At 63.5% G+C, this 23,570-nt stretch carries 19 protein-coding genes; 8 read left to right on the top strand and 11 right to left on the bottom strand.

All coding sequences use genetic code 11. The features are described from left to right. Positions 1-90: 90 nt before the first annotated feature. The 4 genes from CK219_RS03045 to CK219_RS03030 are packed head-to-tail and all read right to left on the bottom strand — an operon-like array spanning position 91 to position 4,167. A complete protein-coding gene (locus CK219_RS03045) occupies positions 91-744 on the bottom strand; it encodes an ABC-type transport auxiliary lipoprotein family protein (RefSeq protein WP_095765247.1) in 654 nt (217 codons plus the stop codon). Between the two features lie 36 nt (positions 745-780). Then, the gene (locus tag CK219_RS03040; protein WP_095765246.1) at positions 781-2,154 is read right to left on the bottom strand and encodes an MlaD family protein; all 1,374 of its coding nucleotides are present in this window, start codon (positions 2,152-2,154) and stop codon (positions 781-783) included. 14 nt (positions 2,155-2,168) lie between these two features. Continuing rightward, positions 2,169-2,981 (bottom strand): ABC transporter ATP-binding protein, encoded by an 813-nt coding sequence (locus CK219_RS03035; RefSeq protein ID WP_095765245.1) that lies wholly within the window; start codon positions 2,979-2,981, stop codon positions 2,169-2,171. A gap of 1 nt (position 2,982) precedes the next feature. After that, positions 2,983-4,167, bottom strand: a complete 1,185-nt coding sequence (locus tag CK219_RS03030) for an ABC transporter permease (protein ID WP_095765244.1) — start codon at positions 4,165-4,167, stop codon at positions 2,983-2,985. Between the two features lie 77 nt (positions 4,168-4,244). On the opposite strand from CK219_RS03030, the gene dgcA reads away from it, so the two are divergent. After that, positions 4,245-5,228, top strand: coding sequence for an N-acetyl-D-Glu racemase DgcA (dgcA, locus tag CK219_RS03025; protein ID WP_095765603.1), 984 nt, complete (start codon positions 4,245-4,247; stop codon positions 5,226-5,228). On the opposite strand, the gene CK219_RS03020 is transcribed toward dgcA, so the two are convergent. Together CK219_RS03020 and CK219_RS03015 are read right to left on the bottom strand one after the other, a co-directional pair. After that, positions 5,199-6,413 carry an MFS transporter gene (locus CK219_RS03020; RefSeq protein WP_095765243.1) on the bottom strand — a complete coding sequence of 405 codons (1,215 nt, stop codon included), beginning with the start codon at positions 6,411-6,413 and terminating at the stop codon, positions 5,199-5,201. The genes dgcA and CK219_RS03020 overlap by 30 nt on opposite strands. A 185-nt stretch (positions 6,414-6,598) precedes the next feature. Then, positions 6,599-7,429: a UDP-2,3-diacylglucosamine diphosphatase gene (locus CK219_RS03015; RefSeq protein ID WP_095765242.1), complete on the bottom strand. Its 831-nt coding sequence runs from the start codon at positions 7,427-7,429 to the stop codon at positions 6,599-6,601. Positions 7,430-7,550: 121 nt separating this feature from the next. Between CK219_RS03015 and CK219_RS03010 the strand changes: the two genes are divergently transcribed. The 3 genes from CK219_RS03010 to CK219_RS03000 all read left to right on the top strand — a co-directional run bounded on the left by CK219_RS03010 (position 7,551) and on the right by CK219_RS03000 (position 12,140). After that, complete coding sequence (locus tag CK219_RS03010) at positions 7,551-8,330, top strand: SDR family oxidoreductase (RefSeq protein WP_095765241.1); 780 nt, start codon at positions 7,551-7,553, stop codon at positions 8,328-8,330. A 161-nt stretch (positions 8,331-8,491) separates the two neighbouring features. Next, entirely contained in the window at positions 8,492-10,816 is a 2,325-nt protein-coding gene (locus tag CK219_RS03005; RefSeq protein ID WP_095765240.1) for an NADP-dependent malic enzyme, read from the top strand. Between the two features lie 118 nt (positions 10,817-10,934). Then, complete coding sequence (locus CK219_RS03000) at positions 10,935-12,140, top strand: DUF2865 domain-containing protein (RefSeq protein WP_245340385.1); 1,206 nt, start codon at positions 10,935-10,937, stop codon at positions 12,138-12,140. On the opposite strand, the gene gltX is transcribed toward CK219_RS03000, so the two are convergent. After that, positions 12,058-13,431: a glutamate--tRNA ligase gene (gene gltX, locus CK219_RS02995; RefSeq protein WP_095765238.1), complete on the bottom strand. Its 1,374-nt coding sequence runs from the start codon at positions 13,429-13,431 to the stop codon at positions 12,058-12,060. The two genes, CK219_RS03000 and gltX, sit on opposite strands and share 83 nt — an antisense overlap. A gap of 702 nt (positions 13,432-14,133) precedes the next feature. Here gltX and CK219_RS02990 point away from each other — a divergent pair. The 4 genes from CK219_RS02990 (at position 14,134) to CK219_RS02970 (ending at position 19,289) form a co-directional block, all read left to right on the top strand. After that, positions 14,134-17,910 (top strand): vitamin B12-dependent ribonucleotide reductase, encoded by a 3,777-nt coding sequence (locus CK219_RS02990; RefSeq protein ID WP_095765237.1) that lies wholly within the window; start codon positions 14,134-14,136, stop codon positions 17,908-17,910. An 8-nt stretch (positions 17,911-17,918) separates the two neighbouring features. Beyond that, positions 17,919-18,035: a type II toxin-antitoxin system HicA family toxin gene (locus CK219_RS02985; protein ID WP_348628326.1), complete on the top strand. Its 117-nt coding sequence runs from the start codon at positions 17,919-17,921 to the stop codon at positions 18,033-18,035. A 62-nt stretch (positions 18,036-18,097) separates the two neighbouring features. Next, a complete protein-coding gene (locus CK219_RS02980) occupies positions 18,098-18,304 on the top strand; it encodes a type II toxin-antitoxin system HicB family antitoxin (protein ID WP_013532022.1) in 207 nt (68 codons plus the stop codon). 613 nt (positions 18,305-18,917) lie between these two features. Then, positions 18,918-19,289: a VOC family protein gene (locus CK219_RS02970; RefSeq protein WP_095765602.1), complete on the top strand. Its 372-nt coding sequence runs from the start codon at positions 18,918-18,920 to the stop codon at positions 19,287-19,289. Between the two features lie 401 nt (positions 19,290-19,690). Here the strand turns inward: CK219_RS02970 and CK219_RS02965 are convergent, their stop codons facing one another. The 4 genes from CK219_RS02965 to CK219_RS02950 form a co-directional block, all read right to left on the bottom strand. Next, complete coding sequence (locus CK219_RS02965; RefSeq protein ID WP_095765235.1) at positions 19,691-20,173, bottom strand: DUF2314 domain-containing protein; 483 nt, start codon at positions 20,171-20,173, stop codon at positions 19,691-19,693. Positions 20,174-20,505: 332 nt separating this feature from the next. Next, positions 20,506-21,645, bottom strand: a complete 1,140-nt coding sequence (locus CK219_RS02960) for a GH25 family lysozyme (protein WP_095765234.1) — start codon at positions 21,643-21,645, stop codon at positions 20,506-20,508. 150 nt (positions 21,646-21,795) lie between these two features. Further along, positions 21,796-22,581, bottom strand: a complete 786-nt coding sequence (locus CK219_RS02955) for a phosphodiester glycosidase family protein (RefSeq protein ID WP_095765233.1) — start codon at positions 22,579-22,581, stop codon at positions 21,796-21,798. 48 nt (positions 22,582-22,629) lie between these two features. Then, positions 22,630-23,502 carry an undecaprenyl-diphosphate phosphatase gene (locus tag CK219_RS02950; protein ID WP_095765232.1) on the bottom strand — a complete coding sequence of 291 codons (873 nt, stop codon included), beginning with the start codon at positions 23,500-23,502 and terminating at the stop codon, positions 22,630-22,632. Positions 23,503-23,570: the final 68 nt, after the last annotated feature.

Here is a 23,570-nt window from a genome sequence, read left to right as displayed (position 1 = left end):
AAGTCTGACAAAAAAGGCGGGCCTCGGCCCGCCTTTTTCTTTTGTCCGTTGATCGATGGAATTGGTTTCCCGGCGCCTTGGCGCCCGCTGTCAGATCGTCGAATCCGTCCAGCGGACGATGTCTGCCGCCGCCTGGCCGAAGGCGCTGTCCAGCGCGCCGACATAAGCCGCATTTCCGCCGCCTGAGACCGGGGCGCTCGCGGTGAAGTTCTTCGAGGCGCGCACCTCGCCGTTGCGGTCGTTCAGGATGCGCACGAACAGATCGACATCGGCATGCTCGCCGCCATTGACGCGCACCTCGAAGGAGCGCACCTCGACGATGATCTGGTAGTCGATGGCCAGTCCCTCGCCCGGCTTTCCGACACCGGCAAAGCTGCCGGAGCGCTGGAAGGTTTCGGCCAGCCTCGCCTGCACGATCAGCGGCAGCCGGTCCGCCCATTGCGCGCCCTTGAGGAACTGGATCGACCGGTCGGAAGGCCTGATGACGATGTTCTGGCTGTCCAGCGCCTTGAGCGCCGACGGCTGGGCGATCAGGATCTGGCGACGGCTGTGGGCACGCACATCGAGCGACGGCGCGGACAATTCAAACGTGTCGAGCGGCGTCGGCTTGCCGCCCAGTGCCGCGCAGCCGGCAACCGCAAGCACCAGCAACGCTGCGGCGGACGATCTCAAACTACCCGCAACCACCCCGATCGACTTCACGCGTGATCCCCGCTGTCCCCGGATCTTACGATCAACCCGCATTTGCGGTTCATTTCTTGACGGTCACGGCGGCCGAAGTCAACGCCGTGCCCTTCCATCGAATTGCCGGACCTCGCCGGCGCCGCCGGACAGAATGCGCTGCGGGTTACGGCTGAGATCGGTCACCGCTTCCTCGATGCGGTTGATCGAGCGCCGGCTGTCCTGCACCAGCCCCTCGACGTTCTGCAGGCCCTGGCCGGAGAAGCGCGACAGGTTGTCGACGATTGTGCCGAGGCGGGAGTTCAGCGTGTCGGCCACCTGCTTGAATGATTTCAACGTCGCCCTGGCATCGGCCATGACGCCGTTGGCCTCGCCGGAGCCGAGGAGCTTGTCGACCTTGACCAGGATGCCGTCGACGCGCACCGAAGCGTCGTTGAGCCGCTGCGCGAGCTGGCGGGCGTCCTTGATGGTCTCGTTGATGTCGTCGGAACGGTTGGCGATCTTGTCGGTGACCTTGGCGATGTCGGACGCCGCCTTGTCGGCGTTGGCGCTGGCCTTCTGGATGTTGGCCAAAGCGGCCTTGACGTCGGCGGGATCGATGCCGTCGAGCACGCTGTTGACCTTGGCCAATGTCCCTTGCGTCTGCTTGGCGAAATCGTTGATCGAGCCGACCGCCGTGTTGACGTTGTCGATGACGGTATCGAACTGCTTCGAGGTCTCTTTCAGGTTCGTCGTCACCGTGTCGACATTGGCCACGATGCTCTTGATCTGGTCCTTGTCGACGGAATTGAGCAGGCCTTCGGCGGCCTTCAGCGTGCTGTCGAGCCGGCCCGAGACATTCTTCAGCTGATCCGAAAGCGAGCTCACCGCCGACAGGAACTTGTCGATGCCGTCGGAATTCTTGGCCAGCGCGTCCGAGAAGGTCTCGACGTTCTTGACCGTCTGCGTCAGCGGGCCGCGAACGTCCTTGGTGAAGCCTTCGAGCTCGCCAAGCACCTTGTCGGCGCGGGTAAAGATGTTCTGCGCCGTCTGCAAAAGGTTGGTGACCGCGGACGGATTGGCGACGATTTCGGCGACCTTGCCTTCCTTCTCCGCTTCGTCGAGCAGCCTGGTCTCCTTCGGATCGGCGCCCTTGAGCTCGATATTGGCCTGGCCGCTGAGGCCGGTCAGTCCGATATCGGCCTGCGTCGATTTGGTGATCGGCGTCCAACGGGCGACTTCGGTGTCGGCGATGGCGACGGTCGGATCGTCGCCGTCGATATAAACGTTCTTCACGTCACCCACCCTGACGCCGTTGAACAGCACAAGGCTGCCGCGGCTGAGGCCGGAGGCCGAGCCCGGGATGCGCACGCGCAGCATCGCCGTTTCGCCCCTGTCGCCGATGGCGGCCGTCCAATAGACGAAGGCAAAGGCCGCCAGGATCGCGCCAAGCGTGAAGATGCCGACAATTATGTAGTTGGCTCTTGTTTCCATCGCCCCACTTATGGCTATGCGCGCGCCGCAAGATCAAGTTGCCGGGCGCGTTTTCCGCGGAAATAGGATTTCACCCACGGCTCGTCGCTCTTCAGCATGTCGTCGATCGTGCCTTCGACCAGAACCTTCTTCTTGCCGAGCACCGCCACGTGATCGCAAGCGGTGAACAGCGTGTCGAGATCATGCGTAACCATGTAGACCGTCAGATCCATCGTGTCGCGCAGCTTGACGACAAGCTCGTCGAACTCAGCGGCGCTGATCGGGTCGAGCCCCGAGGTCGGCTCGTCGAGAAAGACGATGTCGGGATCGAGCGCCAGGGCGCGCGCCAGCGCCGCGCGCTTGATCATGCCGCCGGACAGCTCGGACGGGAATTTCAGCGCGGCGTCGGGCGGCAATCCGACCAGCTCGATCTTGAGCAAGGCCAGTTCGTCCATCAGCGCCTTGGGCAGGTCGAGATATTCGCGCATCGGCACCTGCACGTTTTCCATCACCGTCAGCGCTGAAAACAGCGCGCCATGCTGGAAAAGAACGCCAAGCCGCATGTCGATGCGCAGGCGATCGGCGTCGCTGGCCTTGTCGACGTCGACGCCGAACAGGCTGATCGTCCCCGATTGCTTCGGCATCAGCCCCAATATGGTGCGCAACAGCACCGACTTGCCGGCGCCCGAAGCGCCGACGAAGCCGAGGATTTCCCCACGCTTGATATCGAGGGAGAGCTTGTCGAGGATCACCTTGTCGTCGATCGCGACGGTAACGTCGCGAACCGAAAGCACGATTTCGTCGTCATTCGTGTCCTGCGCGGCCGTGGCGCCGTTGCCGTTCGCCATCTCAGAACCCGATCGCTGCGTAGAACATGGCGAAAAGCCCGTCGAGGATGATGACGACGAAGATCGACTTCACCACCGACGCGGTCACGTGCAGGCCGAGCGATTCGGCGCTGCCGCCGACCTTCATGCCCTCGACCGACGCGATGATGCCGATGATGAGGGCCATGAACGGCGCCTTGATCAGGCCGGCAAAGATGGTGCTGAGGTCGATGGCGACGCGCAGCCTGTCGATGAACGCGGCCGGCGGGATATCGGAATAGAGCCAGGCGGCAACGATGCCGCCGCCAAGCGCTGCAAAATTGGCAATGATCGTGAGGCATGGCAGCCCGATCACCAGCGCGACGAGCCGCGGAAAGACCAGCACGCCGATCGGATTGAGGCCGATCACCTTCAGCGCGTCGACCTCCTCGCGCATTTTCATCGAGCCGATCTCGGCGGTGATGGCGCTGCCCGAACGGCCGGCGAGCATGATCGCCGTCATCAGCACGCCGAGTTCACGCAGGATCAGCACGCCGACGAGGTCGACGACGAAGATGTTGGCGCCGAAATAGCTGAGCTGGTAGGCGCCCTGCTGAGCGACGATGGCGCCGACAATGGCCGACATCAGCACCACCACCGGTATCGCGCCGACGCCCATGCGATCGATCTGGTTGAAGATCGCGGCCGGGTTGACCGCGTGGCCGCGGCCGAGCTTCATCTGCGCGCCGCGGATCGTGGCGCCGAGGATGTTCATGGAGGCGAAGAAATCGTCGCGCATCTCATAGACACGCCGGCCAACCAGCTCCAGCGCGCGCAGGATGATGTTGGGCGGCCCGGACGGATCCGATTCGGGCTCCCGGCGAACCGCATCGCCGACCGCGCCGAGCAGGATCGAAGCGATCTCGCTCTGCCCCTGCAAATGGACCTCGACGCCTTTCTTCTCGAAGGCGCTGGCCAACCGGTCGATAAGCCATGCGCCGGCGGTGTCCATCTTTTCGATGTGGGAAAGGTCGAGCATCAGCTGTTTTGCGCCGCTTCTCTGCTCGATCTTGCGCATGTCGGCATCGACCAGCGCCACGGTGCGCGTCGTCCACACGCCGGAAAAGGCGCAGCCCAGCACGCCCCCTTCCTCGCCCACGGCAATGCGAGGCCGGTGCTCGGCGTCCTTGGCCTCGCCGCTTGCGTCGCGTTTGCGGATGGTCAACATGGCGTCCTGTTTAGCGTGACCGGACTGGCGTGTCGATTTGCCGGCAGACCGGTGTCGCACAGCCGGAGAAGAAAATTATGGCGCGTGTCATTTCGGTCGAAATGGAGCGATTCCCGATCGCCGGCACCTTCACCATCTCACGCGGATCCAAAACCGAGGCCGAAGTCATCACCGTAACGATCGCTGACGGGGGACGTTCCGGGCGCGGCGAGTGCGTGCCGTACAGGCGCTACGGCGAGACCATGGAGGGGGTGCGCGCGGCCATCGAGGCCATGCGCGATCCGGTCGTCTCCGGCATCGACCGGACCGCCTTACTCTCAGCCATGCCCGCGGGCGCCGCACGAAACGCCATCGACTGCGCCCTTTGGGACCTGGAAGCCAAGCTGACCGGAACGCCGGTGGCGGCGGCCATCGGGGCGCTTCCGACGAGGCCACTGGAAACCGCCTACACACTGTCGCTCGCCGAACCGGACGCCATGGCGGCGCAAGCACGCGCCAATGCCGCGCGTCCCCTGCTCAAGGTCAAGATCGGCGGCGACGACGACATGGCAAGGATCCGCGCGGTGACGGAAGCCGCTCCCGAAAGCCGTATCATCCTGGATGCCAACGAGGGCTGGACCGACGAAAATGTCGAGGCGAACCTCAGCTTCGCCGCGCAGCACGGCGTCGCGCTTGTCGAACAGCCGCTGCCGGCGGGCAAAGACGACATCCTGCGCCGGATCGCGCATCCGGTGCCGGTCTGCGCCGACGAAAGCGTGCATGCGGCAAAGGACCTCGATGCGCTGGCCGGGCTCTATGACGCCGTCAACATCAAGCTCGACAAATCCGGCGGCCTGACCGAAGCGTTGAAGTTGCGCGACCGCGCGCGCGAACTCGGCTTCGGCATCATGGTGGGCTGCATGGTCGGCACCTCGCTCGCCATGGCCCCGGCGGTGCTGCTCGCGCAGGACGCCGACTTCGTCGACCTCGACGGTCCGCTGCTGCTGGCACGAGATCGCGAGCCCGGTCTCGTCTACCGGGGATCGCTGGTTTCACCCCCCGACAGGGTGCTTTGGGGCTGAACGGGAAGCTAGGCTTATCAGCACCATGCCGACGACCGCGATCGGGATCATCGCCCAGAAACCGTCGACGCCCAAACGGTCATAGAGCGGGCCTGAAGCAAGCGTCACCGCCGCCATGAAGAAGCCGTTGAAGAAATAGGCGATGCCTTGCGCGGCGCCCGTGCGCTCCTCGGAAACCGTTTCGCCGATCATCTTCTGCAGGCCGATCAACACCATCGCCACCGATACCGAATGCAGCGTCTGGACGCCGAAGAAGCCGGCGACGCCCAGACCGAGCGGCCAGACCAGCGGAAAGGCGATCCAGCGCACGATCGAACCGATGCCGGCGATCACCATCACCCTGGCGACCGAGATGGAAGCAAAAATACGATTGAAAAACAGAAACATGCAGACTTCCGACACCACGCCCCAGGCCCATAGCAGGCCAACGACGGAATTGCCGATTCCGATCGATTTCCAGTAGATCGAGACGAAGCCGTAGAGGAAGGCATGGCTGGCGGTGATGATGCCGACGCCAAGCGTGAAATAGAGGAAATAGGCGTTGAACAGGCTCGGCGCCTTGTGCTGGATCTCGGTCGCCGACAGCGGCGAGGCCTTGCGCGGCCGCCCCATGCGCGGCGACAGCAGCGCCGCGACCAGGGCCGCGCCGAGCGCAATGAAGATGATGACCGGGACCGCCTGCGGACCCGTGGCCGCCAGGATGAACCCGCCGACGACATTGGCGCACAGATACGAGATCGAGCCCCATTTGCGCATTGCCGTGTAGTTCGAGCCGAAACGGCGCACGCCCGAAAGCGCCAGCGAATCGGCCATCGGCGAATGTGGCGTCCAGACGATCGTCAAAAGCAGCGACACGGCGAGCACGACGGCATAGGTGGCCGGCAGGAAATAGCCGGCAGAGATGACCATGGAGGCCGCAACCACCGCGATATAGACATCGGCGCGATCGCGGGCCCGGTCGGCAAGCGCTGTCAGCATCGGCGTCGTCAACACGCGCAGGAACATCGGCGCGGCCAGGATGACCGCAATCTGCTCGGCATGAAAACCTTTCGCCTGCAGCCAGAGCGGAAAGTAAGGCAGATGCGTGCCTTGCGAGACGAACAAGGTCGCGAAGATCAGGCTCATGCGCAGTTCGAAATGGCTCGGCTTGACAAGCTGTTCGGGCGATAGCAGCGGCAGCGACATGAATCGATCCAATTTCGCTGCATTCGACTCCCATGCAACGTGTCTCGATCCCTAACATGCGGCAAAGCGCGACGGAACCGGCTGGACCAATCGATCGAGAGCTAGGCTGTTGAAGGACGGGGCCTTCGAGCGAGCGCTGCGCCAGCGCGAAGGCAGCAGGCTGAGCCGGGGAAAGGCGGCCGGGCTCAAGCCGCCTGAGCCGCCCTGCCCTTGAGGTCGATGATATCGACCGGCACCAGCGCTTCATTGCCGGTCGAGACCTCGGGCAACACATGCGCCCAGGTCAGGATTTCCATGCGGCCGTCGAAATGCTCGACCACCGCCGTGCAGCTTTCCACCCAGTCGCCGGTGTTGATGTACTGCACATCGCCGTAGTTCTCGATTGCGGCGTGATGGATGTGGCCGCAGATCACGCCGTCGACATGCGAGCGCCGCGCCTCTTCCGAAAGCACGGTCTGGAACGAGCCGATGAAGTTCACCGCCTTCTTCACCTTGACCTTGGCCCATGACGAGAACGACCAGTAAGGCAGGCCGAGCAGGTGGCGCAGCTTGGTCACGACACGGTTGACCAGCATTGCCGCGTCATAGGCATAGTCGCCGAGATAGGCCAGCCAGCGCTGGTTGTGCACCACCGTGTCGAACTGGTCGCCATGGATGACCAGCAGGCGCCGGCCGTCGGCGGTCTCGTGGATGGCGCGGTCGGCGACGACGATGCCGCCGAAATGCACGCCCTGGAACTGGCGGGCGAATTCGTCGTGATTGCCGGCGATATAGGTGATCGAGGCTCCCTTGCGCGCCTTGCGCAGCAGCTTCTGCACCACGTCGTTGTGGCTCTGCGGCCAGTGCCAGTTGCGCCGCAGCCGCCAGCCGTCGACGATGTCGCCGACCAGATAGATGATCTCGGCGTCGTGATGACGCAGGAAGTCGATCAGGAAATCGGCCTTGGCCGCTTTCGAGCCGAGATGCACGTCGGAAATGAACAGGGCGCGAAAAGTGCGGGGCTCTGGGTCTGACATCACGATTTTACCCTTTGCTTTCGCGTGCCTATGCGCCGATTCATGCAACAACCGTATGACGGTTGCGGTTGGTCCAGCCCAGGCGCTAGCTTGCGCGCAACACAATCAGGAGAAAATCGTCATGGATCTCGGCATTCGCGGCAAGAAGGCCATCGTCTGCGCCTCGAGCAAGGGACTGGGGCGAGGCTGCGCCATGGCGCTTGCCGAAGCCGGCGTCGACCTCGTCGTCAACGGCCGCAACGCCCAACTCGTGGCCAAGACCGCCAAGGAGATCCGCGACCGGTTCGGCGTCGATGTCATCGAAGTTGCCGGCGACGTGTCGAAGCCCGAGGTGCAGAAAGCGATGCTCGCCGCCTGCCCTGATCCCGACATTCTGGTCAACAACAATGGCGGCCCGCCGCTGCGCGATTTTCGCGAGCTCGACCGCACCAAGATCCTCGAGGGTGTGACGCAGAACATGGTCACGCCGATCGAGCTCATCCAGGCGGTTATCGACGGCATGGCCAAGCGCGGCTTCGGCCGCATCGTCAACATCACCTCCCTGTCGGTCTATGTTCCGATCCCCGGTCTCGACCTGTCGTCCGGCGCGCGCGCCGGCCTGACCTCGTTCCTCGCCGGCGTGGCGCGCACGGTCATAGACCGCAACGTCACTATCAACAGCCTGCTGCCCGGCAAGCTCGACACCGACCGGCTGCGCGGCCCGCACGAGGCCGGCACTCCGGAAGACCCGGCCGCGGCGGCCGCGCGCAAGGCTCGCATCAGCGCCGACGTGCCGGCAAAACGTCTCGGCACGCCGGAGGAATTCGGCCAGATCTGCGCCTTCCTCTGCTCGGTCCATGCCGGCTACCTCACCGGCCAGAACATCCCGGTCGACGGCGGCCTCTACGTCAGCGCGTTCTGACCGCCGCCGATCCGAAGGCTTGAGGCTCACACCCCAAGTATCTGGAATCGATTGATTATTTTTGCTCCGGCATTGTGAAGGGCGGAGCCCGCTATTTGCCGTCGCGAAAACTCTCCGGCACATGCTAAAAGGCTCCAAATCAGGAACAGAGGGAGGGCCGGATGGACGGCGAGAACAAGAAAACGGCCCGGTCGGACCTCGACGAGGCCGCCCTCTTCTTCCACAAGCACCCGACGCCGGGAAAGCTCGAGATCCAGGCGACGAAGCCGCTCGGCAACCAGCGCGACCTGGCGCTTGCCTATTCGCCGGGCGTGGCCGCGCCCTGCCTCGAGATCCGTGACGATCCCGCCACCGCCGCCGACTACACCGCCCGCGCCAATCTCGTCGGCGTGGTCTCCAACGGCTCCGCCGTGCTGGGGCTCGGCAATATCGGCCCGCTCGCCTCCAAGCCGGTGATGGAAGGCAAGGCGGTGCTGTTCAAGAAGTTCGCCGGCATCGACGTCTTCGACATCGAGATCGACGCGCCGGAGATCGAGCGCATGGTCGAGACGGTGGCAGCGCTCGAGCCGACCTTCGGCGGCATCAACCTGGAGGACATCAAAGCGCCGGAATGTTTCGAGGTCGAGGAGAGGCTGAAGGCCCGCATGGGCATTCCGGTCTTCCACGACGACCAGCACGGCACCGCGATCATCGTCGCCGCGGCGGTGCTCAACGGGCTGGAACTGGCCGGCAAGGCGATTTCCGACATCAAGATCGTCACCTCCGGCGCGGGTGCTGCAGCACTTGCCTGCCTCAACCTTTTGGTCTCGCTCGGCGCGAAGGTGGAAAACATCTGGGTCACCGACCGGTTCGGCGTCGCCCACAAGGGTCGCGTCGAAGAGATGGATCGCTGGAAAGATCCCTATGTGAAGGATACCGAGGCGCGCACGCTGGCCGACGTCATCTCCGGCGCCGACGTCTTTCTCGGCCTTTCCGCCGCTGGCGTGCTGAAGCCGGAGCTTTTGCAGCATATGGCGCCGAAACCGCTGATCCTGGCCTTGGCCAACCCCAATCCCGAGATCATGCCGGAAGTGGCGCGTGCCGCACGGCCGGACGCCATGATCTGCACCGGGCGCTCGGATTTTCCCAATCAAGTCAACAACGTGCTGTGCTTTCCTTACATCTTCCGCGGCGCGCTCGATTGCGGCGCCAGCGCCATCAACGAGGAGATGAAGATGGCGGCGGTGCGGGCGATCGCCGCCCTTGCCCGCGAGGAGCCTTCGGATGTCGCGGCGCGCGCCTATTCCAGCGAGACGCCGATTTTCGGCCCCGATTTCCTGATCCCCTCGCCCTTCGATCCGCGCCTTATCCTGCGTATCGCGCCGGCGGTGGCGAAGGCTGCCTGCGACACCGGCGTCGCGACGCGGCCGATCGCCGACTTCACCGCCTATATCGACAAGCTCAACCGCTTCGTCTTCCGCTCCGGCCTGGTGATGAAGCCGGTGTTCTCCTCCGCCAAAACCTCGAGCGCCAAGCGTGTCATCTATGCCGACGGCGAGGACGAGCGTGTGCTGCGCGCCGCGCAGGTGGTGCTGGAGGAAGGCATCGCCGAGCCGATCCTGATCGGCCGTCCGCATGTCGTGGAGGTCCGCCTGAAGCGTTACGGCCTGCGCATCCGTCCGGGCGTCGATTTCGGCCTGATAAACCCGGAAGACGATCCGCGTTACCGCCACTATGTCGACCTCCTGATCGAGCTTGCCGGCCGCCGCGGCATCACGACGGAAGCCGCCCGCACCATGGTGCGCACCAACAATACGGTGATCGCCGCTCTTGCGCTGAAGCGCGGCGACGCGGATGCCATGATTTGCGGGCTCGAAGGCCGCTTCGAGCGGCATCTGCGCAACGTCACGCTGATCATCGGGCCTCGCGCCGGCATCAAGGACCGCGACCTGTCGACATTGTCGATGCTGATCTCGCAGCGCGGCATCATCTTCCTCACCGACACGCATGTCTCGGTCGATCCCACAGCGGAAGAAATCGCCGAAATGACTGTGCTCGCGGCCGAGGAAATCCAGCGCTTCGGCATCGAGCCGAAGGCAGCGCTTCTGTCGCATTCGGATTTTGGCTCACGCGATTCACCCGGCGCGCTGAAGATGCGCCAGGCCGCGGCGATCCTGGCTCGCATCGCCCCGGAACTCCAGTGCGATGGCGAGATGCATGCCGACTCCGCTCTTTCAGAACATCTGCGCCAGCGCGTCTACCCGCATTCGCGGCTGAAAGGCGAAGCCAATCTGCTGGTCTTCCCGAATCTCGATTCGGCCAACATCACGCTGACGGCGCTGCGCGCCATGATGGACGCGCTGCATGTCGGGCCGATCCTGCTCGGCACCGACAAGCCCGCGCATATATTGACGCCGTCCGTAACCTCGCGCGGCGTCGTCAACATGACCGCGCTTGCGGTGGTCGAGGCGGCGCACAAGGCGCAGGCCCTCGTCGACTTGAACTGAGGTTGGCGCGACGAGCGCAATTTTGCCGGGTTGCAGACTAAGGGAACAGTAACCACGAACGCGGTAGCCTTCCGGCACGGGCAATCGGGATTCCACGAGAATGAAGGGGCTGAAGCTGATGCATCTTGCGACGCTGCTTGCAGCGCTTGCAGGCTCAGCTGTCGCCGCCGCTGAAACCCAGGCCGCCTCTCGCATATGCAGGCAACTCGAAGCCGAACTCGCCGCGACGCGCGGCGGTGGCGGAGGCCCCGGCATCGTGCGCAGATATGACGATGCCATCCAGCGCCAGAGCGAGCAGCTTGCCAAGGCCCGCGGCCGGGCAAGCGACGCCGGTTGCGGCTTCACGCTGTTTTCGCGCAATGTCAGCCAATGCGCCGCGATCAACGCCTCGATAGAGCGGATGAATGCCAATCTCGACACATTGCAGGCCAAGCGCGAGCGGCTGGCCGCCGGCGGCACGCGGCGCGACCGCAGTCGCATCCTCGCGGCGCTCGATGCCAATGGCTGCCGTGACGACGAGATCGCACCGCGTCGCGCCCCGCTGCGGGAGGCGGCCCGCGACAATGGCGGCGGCAATCTATTCGAGCAGCTTTTCGGCCGCCAGGACCAGCAGCTCGAAACGCCCGATGCCACCGGTATGCCGGACTCGGCGGACGTGCCGTCCGATGATCCGAGCGTGCGCAACATTCGCCGCGTCATCAACCAGCCGGACGGCATGGACCTGCCCCGGCTGGGCGGCGAGTTCCACACGATGTGCGTGCGCACCTGCGACGGCTATTTCTTCCCGATGTCGAATGCCGCTTCCATCGGTGATTTCGAGCGCGACCAGAAGAATTGCGAGTCGAGCTGCCCAGGTACCGAGATGCAGGTCTTCTATTCGCGCGGAATGGACGACGATTCTGGCTCGATGACCTCGTCGGCGACAGGTCAACCCTATAGCGAGCTGCCGACCGCCTATCTCTACAAACAGGCCAATTACTCGCGCCCGCCCACCTGCGGCTGCAAGGCGCAGGCCGGCAATTTCACGATCATCGGCGGCAACCCGCCCAATCCCGAACAGTCGCAGCCGAAGGGCGAAGCAGCGCGCTTCATACCGATGCCGGCGTCCAAGCCCGATCCGGGCGCCGATCCGGAAACGCTCGCCAATGCCGAAGGCGGGCTCGACGTAGATGAGATCAGGCGGCTGACCACCAAAGTGCCGGTGTCGCCGGTCTCGGCGCTGCCGCCCGATCAGCGCAAGGTCAGGGTCGTCGGGCCAGCGTTCCTTCCCGACCCATCAGCGGCAATAGATCTGAAAGCTCGGGCCCTGAAGTCCGCCCGGTAAGGGCCAGCCTCAGCGGCATGAACAACGGCTTGCCCTTACGCCCGGTGGCTTCCTTGATCTTGCCGGTCCAGTCCTTCCACACCGTGCCGTTCCACGGCTCCTCGGGGAGAACGTCGAACGCCTGATTGAGGAAATCGCGGTCTTCGCCGGAAAATTCCGCCGGCTCCTGGGGACCCTCGCTCAGGATACGCCACCACGCGACCGCGTCCGACAGACGGTCGAGATTGCCGCGCACGGCAAGCCAGAACGGCTCGGCCTTGTCGCCGGAAATGCCCAGCACCATCAGCCGGTCGCGCGCTTCCTCGAACGACATGCGATGCATCAGCGTGCGGTTGAGCACGAAGAGCTCGTCCGGGTCGAATTTGGAGGCGGACTTGGACGTCGCAGCCGGGTCAAAATGGCCGGCGAGCTCGTTAAGATCATGCGCGGCGGTGACATTTTCCGACGTGCCGACAAGCACAGCCAGCGAAGCGACGGCCATCGGCTCGATGCCGTCCTCGCGCAGGCTTTCGATCGACAGCGCGCCGGTGCGCTTCGACAACCCCTCGCCCGACACTGTGGTGAGCAAATTGTGGTGGCCGAAGATCGGCGGCTCGGCGCCCAGCGCCTTGAAGATGGCGATCTGCACGCCGGTGTTGGTGACATGGTCGTCGCCGCGGATGACATGGCTCACACCCATCTCGATATCGTCGACCACCGAGGGCAGCGTGTAGAGATAGGTGCCGTCCTCGCGCACCAGGACAGGATCCGAAAGCGAGGCGAGGTCGACCGTCTCCTCGCCGCGCACCAGGTCGTTCCAGCGCACCTCGGTGCGCTCGGGCTGCAGCGGGTCGTTGGTGTAGTTGGGCAGCAGGAAGCGCCAATGCGGCCGGCGGCCATCCGACTGGTACTCCGCCACCTGCTCCGGCGTCAGCGTCAGCGCTTCGCGGCCATAGACCGGCGGCAGGCCGCGCGTGCGGCGCACCTTGCGGCGCAGGTCGAGCTCTTCCGGCGTCTCGTAGCAGGCATAAAGCACCCGCGCCGCCTTCAGCCGCTCGACCGCCGCGTCATAAATCTCGAAGCGGCGCGATTGGTATTCGGTGACATCCGGGAAGATGCCCAGCCAATGCAGGTCGTAAAGAATGGAATCGGCGTATTCCTGCGTCGAGCGGGCAATGTCGGTGTCGTCGAAACGCTGTATGAAACGACCCTTGTTGTTCATGGCGAAAAGCCAGTTGAACAGCGCGGTGCGCGCATTGCCGATATGGATGCGGCCGGTCGGCGATGGGGCAAAACGTACGGTAACTGTCATGAGCGGGGCGTAGCGGATGCTTTTGGTGTTGACAAGGCGCGCCCCCGCGCGAACGCAACAGATAGTGCAAGCCAGCTAAAATGAAAAGCCATCGGCCCGACACGGCTTCCGGCCTGGCCGGTCGCCGCGTCAAGCGCCTGCAAAGCCGGGCTTCTTATGTCCCCGTTATCCACATATGTGACACACAAGATGTTGGGGTCATAAAAGCTACGCAAACGAATCCTTGACGGGTTGGAACGAGTCGCTTTTTATAGGCCATGCGCTCCTGTAGCGGGCGCGACCGGAGAGTTCTGAGGCCGGTCTTTTTTCCCGGATTTTGTGCGTTTTGCCCGGATTTCCGCCTGTTCACGAGGCCGGCGGAAGCGTTGGGATCGTTAGGGCTTGGGTGGGCGAAAGGGAGAATTGTCGGCCTGGAAAAAATGTTCTGTTAACACTATATTTAGTGTTTGCAGGCAGGCTCGACGCTAGATAGTGTGAACCTCCCTCTGCGGAGGGAATCGACAAAAGTTTCAGTTCGAGGGACCCGCGGGTCGGCCGGCAACCTGGGTAAGCGCCTGGAAGGGCGTTTGCTTGTCTGCATGGCAGCGCCCGCGACGAGGAGAGTGTCGGCGTCGCCCGCGATGCCGACAAAGCGCTTTTCGCCATGTGGGGCAGCAATCCCTTGGGAAAGGCGCTATATATAGACACAAAGGAACGGGACCAATGCGCATCGAGCGTCGCTTCACCAAGCCAGATCAGTCCGCCTATGCAGAGATCGAATTTCGCAAGGCTTTGTCGGAGATCAAGAATCCCGACGGCTCGGTGGTGTTCCGCCTGGACAATATCGATGTGCCGGCGCAGTTCAGCCAGGTCGCGGCCGACATCCTGGCCCAAAAATATTTCCGCAAGGCCGGCGTGCCGGCGCGCCTGAAGAAGGTCGAGGAGAACGACGTCCCCTCCTTTCTGTGGCGTTCGGTTGCCGACGAGGCCGAGCTCGCCAAGCTGCCCGAGGCCGAGCGCTATGGTTCGGAAACCGACGCCCGCCAGGTTTTCGATCGCCTCGCCGGCACATGGACCTACTGGGGATACAAAGGCGGCTACTTCAAATCCGAGGATGACGCGCGCGCCTTCCGCGATGAGCTCGCCTATATGCTCGCCACCCAGCGCGTCGCGCCGAACTCGCCGCAATGGTTCAACACCGGCCTGCACTGGGCCTATGGCATTGACGGCCCGAGCCAGGGCCACTTCTATGTCGATCCCTTTACCGGCAAGCTGACCAAGTCGAAGTCCTCCTACGAGCACCCGCAGCCGCATGCCTGCTTCATCCAGGGCGTGCAGGACGACCTCGTCAACGAGGGCGGCATCATGGACCTGTGGGTGCGCGAGGCGCGCCTGTTCAAATACGGCTCCGGCACCGGCTCGAACTTCTCGATGCTGCGCGGTGAGGGCGAAAAACTTTCCGGCGGCGGCCGCTCGTCCGGCCTGATGAGCTTCCTCAAGATCGGCGACCGCGCGGCGGGCGCCATCAAGTCGGGCGGCACGACCCGCCGCGCGGCGAAAATGGTCATAGTCGACGCCGACCACCCGGATATCGAGGACTTCATCGACTGGAAGGTCAATGAGGAGCAGAAGGTCGCCTCGCTGGTGACCGGTTCCAAGATCGTCAAGAAGCATCTCGAAGCCATCATGAAGGCCTGCGTCAATTGCGAAGGCCATGGCGACGATTGCTTCGACCCGGCGCTGAACACCGCGCTGAAGCGCGAGATCAAGGCGGCCAAGAAGGACGCCGTGCCGGAGAACTATATCTACCGCGTCATCCAGTTCGCCCGCCAGGGCTACACCTCGATGTCGTTCAAGACCTACGACACCGACTGGGATTCGGACGCCTATCTCACCGTCTCCGGCCAGAACTCCAACAATTCGGTGTCGCTGAAGGACAATTTCCTGCGCGCCGTCGAGGCCGATGGCGACTGGCAGCTCACCGCCCGCAAGGACGGCAAGGTGCTGAAGACGCTGAAGGCGCGCGACCTGTGGGAAAAGATCGGCTACGCCGCCTGGGCTTCCGCCGATCCGGGCCTGCACTTCAACACGACGATGAACGACTGGCACACCTGCGCCTCCGCCGGTGCGATCCGGGCTTCCAACCCGTGCTCGGAATACATGTTCCTCGACGACACGGCTTGCAATCTCGCCTCGATCAACCTTTTGCCCTACCGCCGCGAAGACGGCACGATCGACATCGCCGCTTACGAGCACACCGTTCGGCTGTGGACCATCGTGCTCGAAATCTCGGTGATGATGGCGCAGTTCCCGTCCAAGGAGATCGCCAAGCTCTCTTACGAATACCGCACGCTCGGCCTCGGCTACGCCAATATCGGCGGCCTGCTGATGACCTCGGGCATTCCCTACGACTCCGACGAGGGCCGCGCCATCTGCGCCGCGCTCACCGCCATCATGACCGGCGTCGCCTACTCGACCTCGGCCGAAATGGCCGCCGAGCTCGGCGCCTTCCCGGACTATGACCGCAACGCCCAGAACATGCTGCGCGTCATGCGCAATCATCGCCGCGCCGCTTACGGCGACAAGGACGGCTACGAGAAGCTCGCCGTCAACCCGGTGCCGCTGGTCGCCTCCGACCTGAAGCAGCAGGCGCTGGCCGAGCATGCCCGCGCCGCATGGGACCGCGCCATCGAGCTCGGCGCGGAGCATGGCTACCGCAATGCGCAGGCAACCGTCATCGCGCCGACCGGCACGATCGGCCTCGTCATGGATTGCGACACAACCGGCATCGAGCCCGATTTCGCGCTGGTGAAGTTCAAGAAGCTCGCCGGCGGCGGCTATTTCAAGATCATCAACCGCGCCGTGCCGGAAGCGCTGCGCACGCTGGGCTATTCCGAGAGCCAGATCGCCGAGATCGAGGCCTATGCGGTCGGCCACGGCAACCTCAACCAGGCGCCCGGCATCAACCCCTCCTCGCTGAAGGCCAAGGGTTTTAGCGATGAGAAGATCGCGGCGCTGAATGCAGCGCTGAAGTCGGCCTTCGACATCAAGTTCGTATTCAACCAGTGGACGCTCGGCGCCGACTGGGTGAAGGAGACGCTCGGCTTCACCGACGAGCAGCTCGGCGACATCTCCTTCGAGATGCTGCCGGCTCTCGGCTTCTCGAAGAAGGACATCGACGCCGCCAACATCCATGTCTGCGGTGCGATGACCTTGGAAGGCGCGCCCTTCCTCAAGGCCGAGCATCTGCCCGTGTTCGATTGCGCCAGCCCCTGCGGCAAGATCGGCAAGCGCTCGCTCTCGATCAACAGCCACATCCTGATGATGGCGGCGGCGCAGCCTTTCATCTCGGGCGCCATCTCCAAGACCATCAACATGCCGAACGAGGCGACGGTCGAGGACGCCAAGAACGCCTATATGCTGTCATGGAAGCTGGCGCTGAAAGCCAACGCGCTTTATCGCGACGGCTCGAAACTGTCGCAGCCGCTCAACGCCTCGCTGCTCGTCGATGACGACGAGGACGAGGACGAGGCGGTCGAACAGCTGATCGCGGCACCCGCCGCGCAGCGTGCCGTGCAGGTGACGGAAAAGATCGTCGAGCGCGTTATCGAGCGGCTTTACCGCGACCGCGAGAAACTGCCGAACCGCCGCAAGGGCTACACCCAGAAGGCAGTCGTCGGCGGCCACAAGGTGTATCTCCGCACCGGCGAGTTCGACGACGGCCGCCTGGGCGAGATCTTCATCGACATGCATAAGGAGGGCGCCGCCTTCCGCGCGATGATGAACAACTTCGCCATCGCGATCTCGCTCGGCCTGCAGTACGGCGTGCCGCTCGATGAATATGTCGAGGCCTTCACCTTCACCAAGTTCGAGCCGGCCGGCATGGTGCAGGGCAACGACGCCATCAAGAACGCGACGTCGATCCTCGACTACGTGTTCCGTGAGCTCGCGGTCTCTTATCTCGGCCGCCACGACCTCGCCCATGTCGACCAGTCGGACTTCGACAAGACCGCGCTTGGCCGCGGCATCACCGAAGGCAAGGCGACGCCCTTCTCCAAGGGCCTCTATCGCGGCGCCTCGCCGGTGAAGCTGGTGTCAGCTGCGGGTTCAGACCCGAAGGGTTTCGGCGGCTCGGGGCCATCGACCGCCCCTGCCCGCGCGGCGCCCACCGCCTTCTCAGGCTCCAACGTGCTGGCGCTGAAGCCGGCAAGCGACGAGGCCATCGCCTACAAGCGCGACTATGAAGAGCGCGCCCGGGAATTGGCCGAGGATATGGTGGAAGAAGAGGTCGAAGCCGCCGGCGGCGCCGAGGCGCTGTTCACCGACGCTGCCGCCAATGAGGCGGCCGAAGCGAAAAAGCTCGCCGCGACCAGGCGCCAGCAGTCGCTGCTCCAGGGCTACACCGGCAACGAATGCTCCGAGTGCCACAACTTCACCATGGTGCGGAACGGCACCTGCGAGAAGTGCGACACGTGTGGAAGCACGAGCGGGTGCAGCTGAGAGCTTAGATGCCGCCTCGGCTTACAGTCCGCGAAGTTATTCGCATGCTGGAGGCCGACGGCTGGTATTTGGTTGCAACCAAAGGCAGCCATCGCCAATATAAGCATAAGACCAAAGCCGTCTGAAGAGGTTGCACCAGGAACGTTGAACAGCATCCTCAAGCAGTCCGGCCTGAAGGAGTGATGGTATGCGCTACGCCGTGGTGATCGAAAAAGCCGGAAATAACTTTTCTGCATATGTGCCCGACCTGCCAGGCTGCATCGCTACCGGAGCGACGGTAGCTGAGGTGGAAACCGAAATCCGTGATGCGATCCGCTTCCACATCGAAGGTTTGCGTGCAGACGGGCTGGATGTGCCGAAAGGCGTCAGCCTGGCGGAGTATGTAGAGGCGTAGCGTCTGGCGCCACGGCATTAGGGTAGAGGCATAACATGCCACAGGCCAGGCAAGATTAGCTTTTCGGAAATCGGGGCCTTGCTCGCTTACCCTTAAGGTCAATCTTAGTTTGGATTACTCATATACCCCAAGAGATTTTCTCTATGTCCCCCATGACGTTTGGCGCACATATGAGGACGCATGCAAGATTCTTCCTGTCAGCCCAGCTGGCTCGGCTGTCATTTCAAGACGCTGCCTCGAAGACCTATTGCTGTCGCTTGGTCACACCCAAAGAAGTCTAGCCAAACAGATTAGGTCAGCTACCAAAACCGATCGCCCAGGGGGAATGGCGGGAACTTATACAGCCTATGCCGATATGATCAGGTGCATTGGCAATCTTGCAGCACACCCTTTCATGACGAGCAACGGACTTCGGTCCTTCGAAGTCGAATATGAAGACGCTCATTGGTGTCTAGAAATGATCGAGGAATTATTCGACTTTTTTTATGAAAAACCTGAGGCCTTTGAGACGCGCACAATGGAGCTACAAGGGAGATTGATGAGACTGCACCGTCCCTGACGAACCGCGGCGCAGGCCGACCGCCACCATGACCGCCGAGTGTTCCGCCATACCGTGATCGACCACATCACCATCGAAGTGAGCGACCTCGACAAAAGCAAGCTCTTCTACGAGCAGGCTTTCGCGCCTCTGGGCTATCGCCTCTCCTTCGGCAAGGAAGGCGTGTTCTGGGCCTTTGATGTCGGCGACGGCTGCCTGTTCGAGATCCAGAGCACGGACGAGAAGCCGCCGCTCACCCGTCTTCATGTCGCCTTCCGAGTAAGGAGCAAGGCGGAGGTCGAGGCGTTCTATCGGGCGGCGCTCGATGCCGGCGCGGCGGACAATGGGGCGCCCGGACCGCGTCCGGATTATACGGAGCATTACTACGCCTGCTTCGTGCTTGATCCCGACGGCTACAACATCGAGGCGATGATCAACGGGGGGTAGGTGGCGATGCCCCTTCTGCTTCGTCATTCGAGGGCGGAGCAAGGAGCGAAGCGACGCGCGCAGACCCTGAAATCCATTCCGTTACATCGACGCGTTGCAACGGTTCAGAATTCTGCTCCGTTTGCACACTTCGCCGAGGTCTCGGCATGGATTCTCGGGTCAAGCCCGAGAATGACGACCGCGCGGGGCCGAGGCATGAGCGCTCTTCTCCTTCTCCCCTTGTGGGAGAAGGTGGATCGGCGCGCAGCGCCGAGACGGATGAGGGGTGTTCCAGCGGAGTGAGAGGCTGGCGATCTTGCTGCGGCGCCCCCGAACCGGCAAGGCTTCCATCAAGCTGGAACACCCATCATCCGGCCGCTTCGCGGCCACCTTCTCCCGCAGGGGGAGAAGGAGAAGAGCGCTCAATCCTTGAACGCGATTCCGTATTTCGCCGCCTGTTCCTTCGGCATATCCGCCAGCGCCTGGCGCACCGTGTAGCCGCCATAGACGTCGCCGCCGTTGCGGATCATCCAGTCCTCGACGTCGGCCTCGGCCACCGTCATGCGATCGCCCATCTTGTACTGGTTGCCATTGACCGGCTTGTCGGCCAGCAGGCCGACGAAGCGGCCGTCGCTGAAAGCCACAAGCTGCATCCAGATATGCTCGGTGGCGCCGTTCTGGGTCAGCGGAAATTTCACGGTGTAGGTGCCAGGCGTGCGTGCGGCTATCAGTTCATGGAAGCGCGGCAGCGTCGAATGGCCCTTGGCCTTGGCGCCCTGCATCGCCGCGTCGGTGGTGGAGTAGGCGACCACATTGTCCTTGGGCTCGCTGCCCCGCATGTGCGAATTGAAAAATCCGTAGCCGACGGCGGCTACCAAAGCGGCAGTAACAATCAGTTTGCGCATCGAAACCTCTCCGAAATGCGATCACGGACACGTTACCGGAAGCCCGTTGCCGCACCTCTAAGAGACAGGGTGAGCGCATGGTTAGCGAAATGCCGAAATTGCCATCGACCTCACCGGCCGACGCCCGCGCGTGAGGCGCCGGTGCTTCCCCTCCTCCCCTTATGGGAGAATGCGGGTCGGCGCGCAGCGCCGAGACGGATGAGGGGATTCCAGCGGAGTGAGATGCTGGCGATCATCAGTCGTTTGCGAAGGTCTGCATCAAGCTGGAGCACCCCTCATCCGGCCGCTGCGCGGCCACCTTCTCCCGCAAGGGGAGAAGGGAAAACTCCGCCTTAATCCGCGTCGGCTATCATCTGCCCGCCGCCCAGCCAGGCGCGCCATTGGCGCTCGTCGCCATGGAAGACGTTGAGGTCGATGCGGCCGCTGACGCCACGCGACAGGCCGGAACCGGAATATTGCCAGAACAGCCACCTGCGGCCCGGATAGACTTTTGACGGATGCGCCGCCACCGCGCGCAGCCAGAACGGGTAATCCAGGAAGGCGCCGCGTAGATTGTCGCGATAGAAATCGGGGCTGGTGTAGATGATGGGCCGCTGGCCGTAGTGGCGCTCCAGCTTGTCCATGAACACCTGCATCTTCTCTAGCACCTTGTCGCGCGACGGCTTGCGTCTGCACGAAGAGTCGCCGTTCCACTCGACGTCGATGACCGGCGGCAGCGCGCCATCGACCTTCGGCACGTTGCGGATGAACCAGTCAGCCTGCTCGCCGGCGGTGCGGCACCAGTAGAAGAAATGATAGGCACCGCGCTTCAGCCCGGCGGCATCCGCGTTGCGCCAGTTCTTCATGAACATCGGGTCGAGATGGTCGCCGCCGTCGGTCGCCTTGATATAGGCGAAATTGGCGCCCTGGGCGCGCAGCTTTTCCCAGTTGATGTTGCCCTGCCAGCGCGAGACGTCGACGCCGTGCACGGCCAGATGACGCGGCGAAGAGCGGCCGAAATTGATCGGCTTGGCGTCGCGGAACGCATAGCGGGTGACCGGGCTGGCGAGCATGGCGGGCGCGGCGCGCGACAGCCGCTTCGGCGGCGAGACGAGCGCCGCCTCCTGCACCGGCGGCTCGACGCTGTCCGGCAGATCGGCCGCCGGGAAGTTCACCGTCTCCTCCTCGGCCAGACCGAAGGGGCGCGAGTTCTCGTCGCCGGGGCGAGCGTTCTCGTCGTCGGGGATCGCATTGTTTTCGTCGAGCAACGGCGCCGGCGGCTTGATGCGCGCGGCGCCCGACATCGATGCGGTCTCGACGGTTCTTTCGGCGACGGCAGTCCTCGCGCCCTTCGACACCGGCGCGCTTGGCCGCACGACCGAGCTCGTCGTCTCATTGGACGGCATCTGCAAGGCATCGACGCCGGACGTAGACGAGCAGCCGCCGAGCCAAAGCGATGCGAGCACGAAACTGACGACGCCGAAAATCCGCATCTTGACCTGTACGCTAAACAAAACAGACCGAAGGCAGGGACAGCGCCGCCGGAAACCCCATTCCTAATGAGAAATTACCAACAAAGTTTGAATCAAAATTTACCTTTGGCGCTACCGAATGATTCGGAGTGGCGCCGAAGCGGTTCTCGGCTAGCGCCTGAACACGCCGATCATCGGCCCCAGATTCCAGAAATCGTCGTTGCGGCCGATCCCGGGCGCATAGAGGCTCGAGATCGAGCCATCGAGGAAGAGCGCGTTCGGGCAGCCGAGCCGGTCGCGGAACAGCCGCGCGAATTCATGGAAGGTCACGACATCGTTCGAGATCGCGAAGACCGCGACCCCGTCGGCGCGCACGCCGACGCCATCGCGGATCTTGCGCGAGGTGCCGTCGTAACGGAATTTCGGATGCAGCTTGCCGTCGATGACCAGCATCGGCCCGGATTGCGTGGCATAGTCGACGCGCGGCGGGCGCTTCAGATAATCCTTGGTCGCGCGAACCCCGGCCTTGCCGGCGCTGACATAGAAGATGCCGTTGGGCTGCATGGAGAAATTGCCGGTGCCCGATCCCGTCTTCGCCGGCGTGACCTGCTCGCCGCGCTCGACATAGAGGCCGACCGGCGCGAGGTTCGGATGATACATGCCGGCATTGATGCCGAAGAGCATGGTGCGCCCCGTCGCCTGCTGCGCGCTTTGCAGATTGTGCAGCGATCGGTAGGGATCGCCGTCCTTGTTCTTCCAGAACAGCTCGATGAAAAAACGCTTCGGGTCGGCTTCGCAGACCAGATAGGTCGCGCTCTCAAAAACCTGGTTGCGGCAGGGCGGCAGCGCCGCCAGCCATTGGCCGAGGCCTATGCCGGCGCCAATTGCCGCCGGCGCCGCCGATTTCACCAGCGTCGCAAGCAATGGCACGGATTGCAGCAGAGTCCCAAGATCCATCAGCGCACCCGGGCGTCGGCGTCGATATAGCGGAGTGGGCCGAGACCTCTAGATAAGCCAGCCGGTCGCGACGCCGATCAGCAGCACCACGCCGAGCAGGCCGCGATAGATGACGAACGGCCAGGCGGAGAAGCGCTCGAGCACGCGCATCAGCCCCCAGATCGCGAAGAAAGCCGAGATCGAGGCGACGACAAGGCCGACGGCCAGGATCGACCAACCATGCCCATCGAGATGCACCTTGTGCAGTTCATAGAGCTCCTTGAGGCCGGCCAGTGCGATGGCCGGCAGGCCGAGCAGGAAGGAAAGGCGCGCCGCCTCCGGCCGGGCGAAACCCAGCCCCATCGCCGCCGTCAGCGTCGAGCCCGAGCGCGAAACGCCGGGAATAAGCGCGCCGACCTGGGCGACGCCCACAAGCAGCGCGTCGAGGATCGATGCCTGGCGCAGCATCAGCTTGTGGCTGGCGAAGATCTCGGCGAGCGCCAAAAGGATCGCCATGGCGATACAGGCCCAGCCGATGACGGCGAGCCCCCGCAGCGGCGAGTTGCAGGCGTTGAGCACGCCGGAAAGCGCGAGGCCCACAATGACGATCGGGACGGTGGCAAGCACGATGCTGATCGCCAGGCGGAAATAGCGGTCGCCGAAATTGCGCCGCGAGATCGCCGCAACCGAACCGAACAGCACGTCCCTGACATCGCTCCAGAAATAGCTGACCACCGCCGCCAACGCCGCCAGCTGCATAGCGGCCGAGAAGGCCGAGCCGGGGTCCTGCCAGCCGAGCACGGCCGGCACGATGCGCATATGCGCCGTGGACGAAATCGGCAGCAATTCGGTGATGCCTTGCACGATGCCGAGAAATGCCACCTTGGCATAACCCAGGCCGACAAAGCCGGTATCCAACCCTTGCGTGCAGACGTCTGTCATCCCGGTCCTTTCCCCGTGCCCCAATCGTTCTTGGGGGCAAAAAGTGAATCGTCATTCGAAAAGCCTGG

The organism is Mesorhizobium sp. WSM4313 (assembly GCF_002294725.1).
GTDB lineage: Bacteria > Pseudomonadota > Alphaproteobacteria > Rhizobiales > Rhizobiaceae > Mesorhizobium.
This window is presented reverse-complemented; position numbering and strand designations above follow the sequence as displayed.

Coding starts and splice junctions, on each gene's coding strand:
- CK219_RS03030 (WP_095765244.1), bottom strand. CDS start 4,167: ATGTTGACCATCCGCAAACGCGACGCAAGCGGCGAGGCCAAGGACGCC.
- CK219_RS03005 (WP_095765240.1), top strand. CDS start 8,492: ATGGACGGCGAGAACAAGAAAACGGCCCGGTCGGACCTCGACGAGGCC.
- CK219_RS03020 (WP_095765243.1), bottom strand. CDS start 6,413: ATGTCGCTGCCGCTGCTATCGCCCGAACAGCTTGTCAAGCCGAGCCAT.
- CK219_RS03045 (WP_095765247.1), bottom strand. CDS start 744: ATGCGGGTTGATCGTAAGATCCGGGGACAGCGGGGATCACGCGTGAAG.
- CK219_RS02960 (WP_095765234.1), bottom strand. CDS start 21,645: ATGCGGATTTTCGGCGTCGTCAGTTTCGTGCTCGCATCGCTTTGGCTC.
- CK219_RS03010 (WP_095765241.1), top strand. CDS start 7,551: ATGGATCTCGGCATTCGCGGCAAGAAGGCCATCGTCTGCGCCTCGAGC.
- CK219_RS02965 (WP_095765235.1), bottom strand. CDS start 20,173: ATGCGCAAACTGATTGTTACTGCCGCTTTGGTAGCCGCCGTCGGCTAC.
- CK219_RS02990 (WP_095765237.1), top strand. CDS start 14,134: ATGCGCATCGAGCGTCGCTTCACCAAGCCAGATCAGTCCGCCTATGCA.
- gltX (WP_095765238.1), bottom strand. CDS start 13,431: ATGACAGTTACCGTACGTTTTGCCCCATCGCCGACCGGCCGCATCCAT.
- CK219_RS03000 (WP_245340385.1), top strand. CDS start 10,935: ATGCATCTTGCGACGCTGCTTGCAGCGCTTGCAGGCTCAGCTGTCGCC.
- CK219_RS03035 (WP_095765245.1), bottom strand. CDS start 2,981: ATGGCGAACGGCAACGGCGCCACGGCCGCGCAGGACACGAATGACGAC.
- CK219_RS02955 (WP_095765233.1), bottom strand. CDS start 22,581: ATGGATCTTGGGACTCTGCTGCAATCCGTGCCATTGCTTGCGACGCTG.
- CK219_RS02950 (WP_095765232.1), bottom strand. CDS start 23,502: ATGACAGACGTCTGCACGCAAGGGTTGGATACCGGCTTTGTCGGCCTG.
- CK219_RS03015 (WP_095765242.1), bottom strand. CDS start 7,429: ATGTCAGACCCAGAGCCCCGCACTTTTCGCGCCCTGTTCATTTCCGAC.
- CK219_RS03040 (WP_095765246.1), bottom strand. CDS start 2,154: ATGGAAACAAGAGCCAACTACATAATTGTCGGCATCTTCACGCTTGGC.
- CK219_RS02980 (WP_013532022.1), top strand. CDS start 18,098: ATGCGCTACGCCGTGGTGATCGAAAAAGCCGGAAATAACTTTTCTGCA.
- CK219_RS02985 (WP_348628326.1), top strand. CDS start 17,919: ATGCCGCCTCGGCTTACAGTCCGCGAAGTTATTCGCATGCTGGAGGCC.
- dgcA (WP_095765603.1), top strand. CDS start 4,245: ATGGCGCGTGTCATTTCGGTCGAAATGGAGCGATTCCCGATCGCCGGC.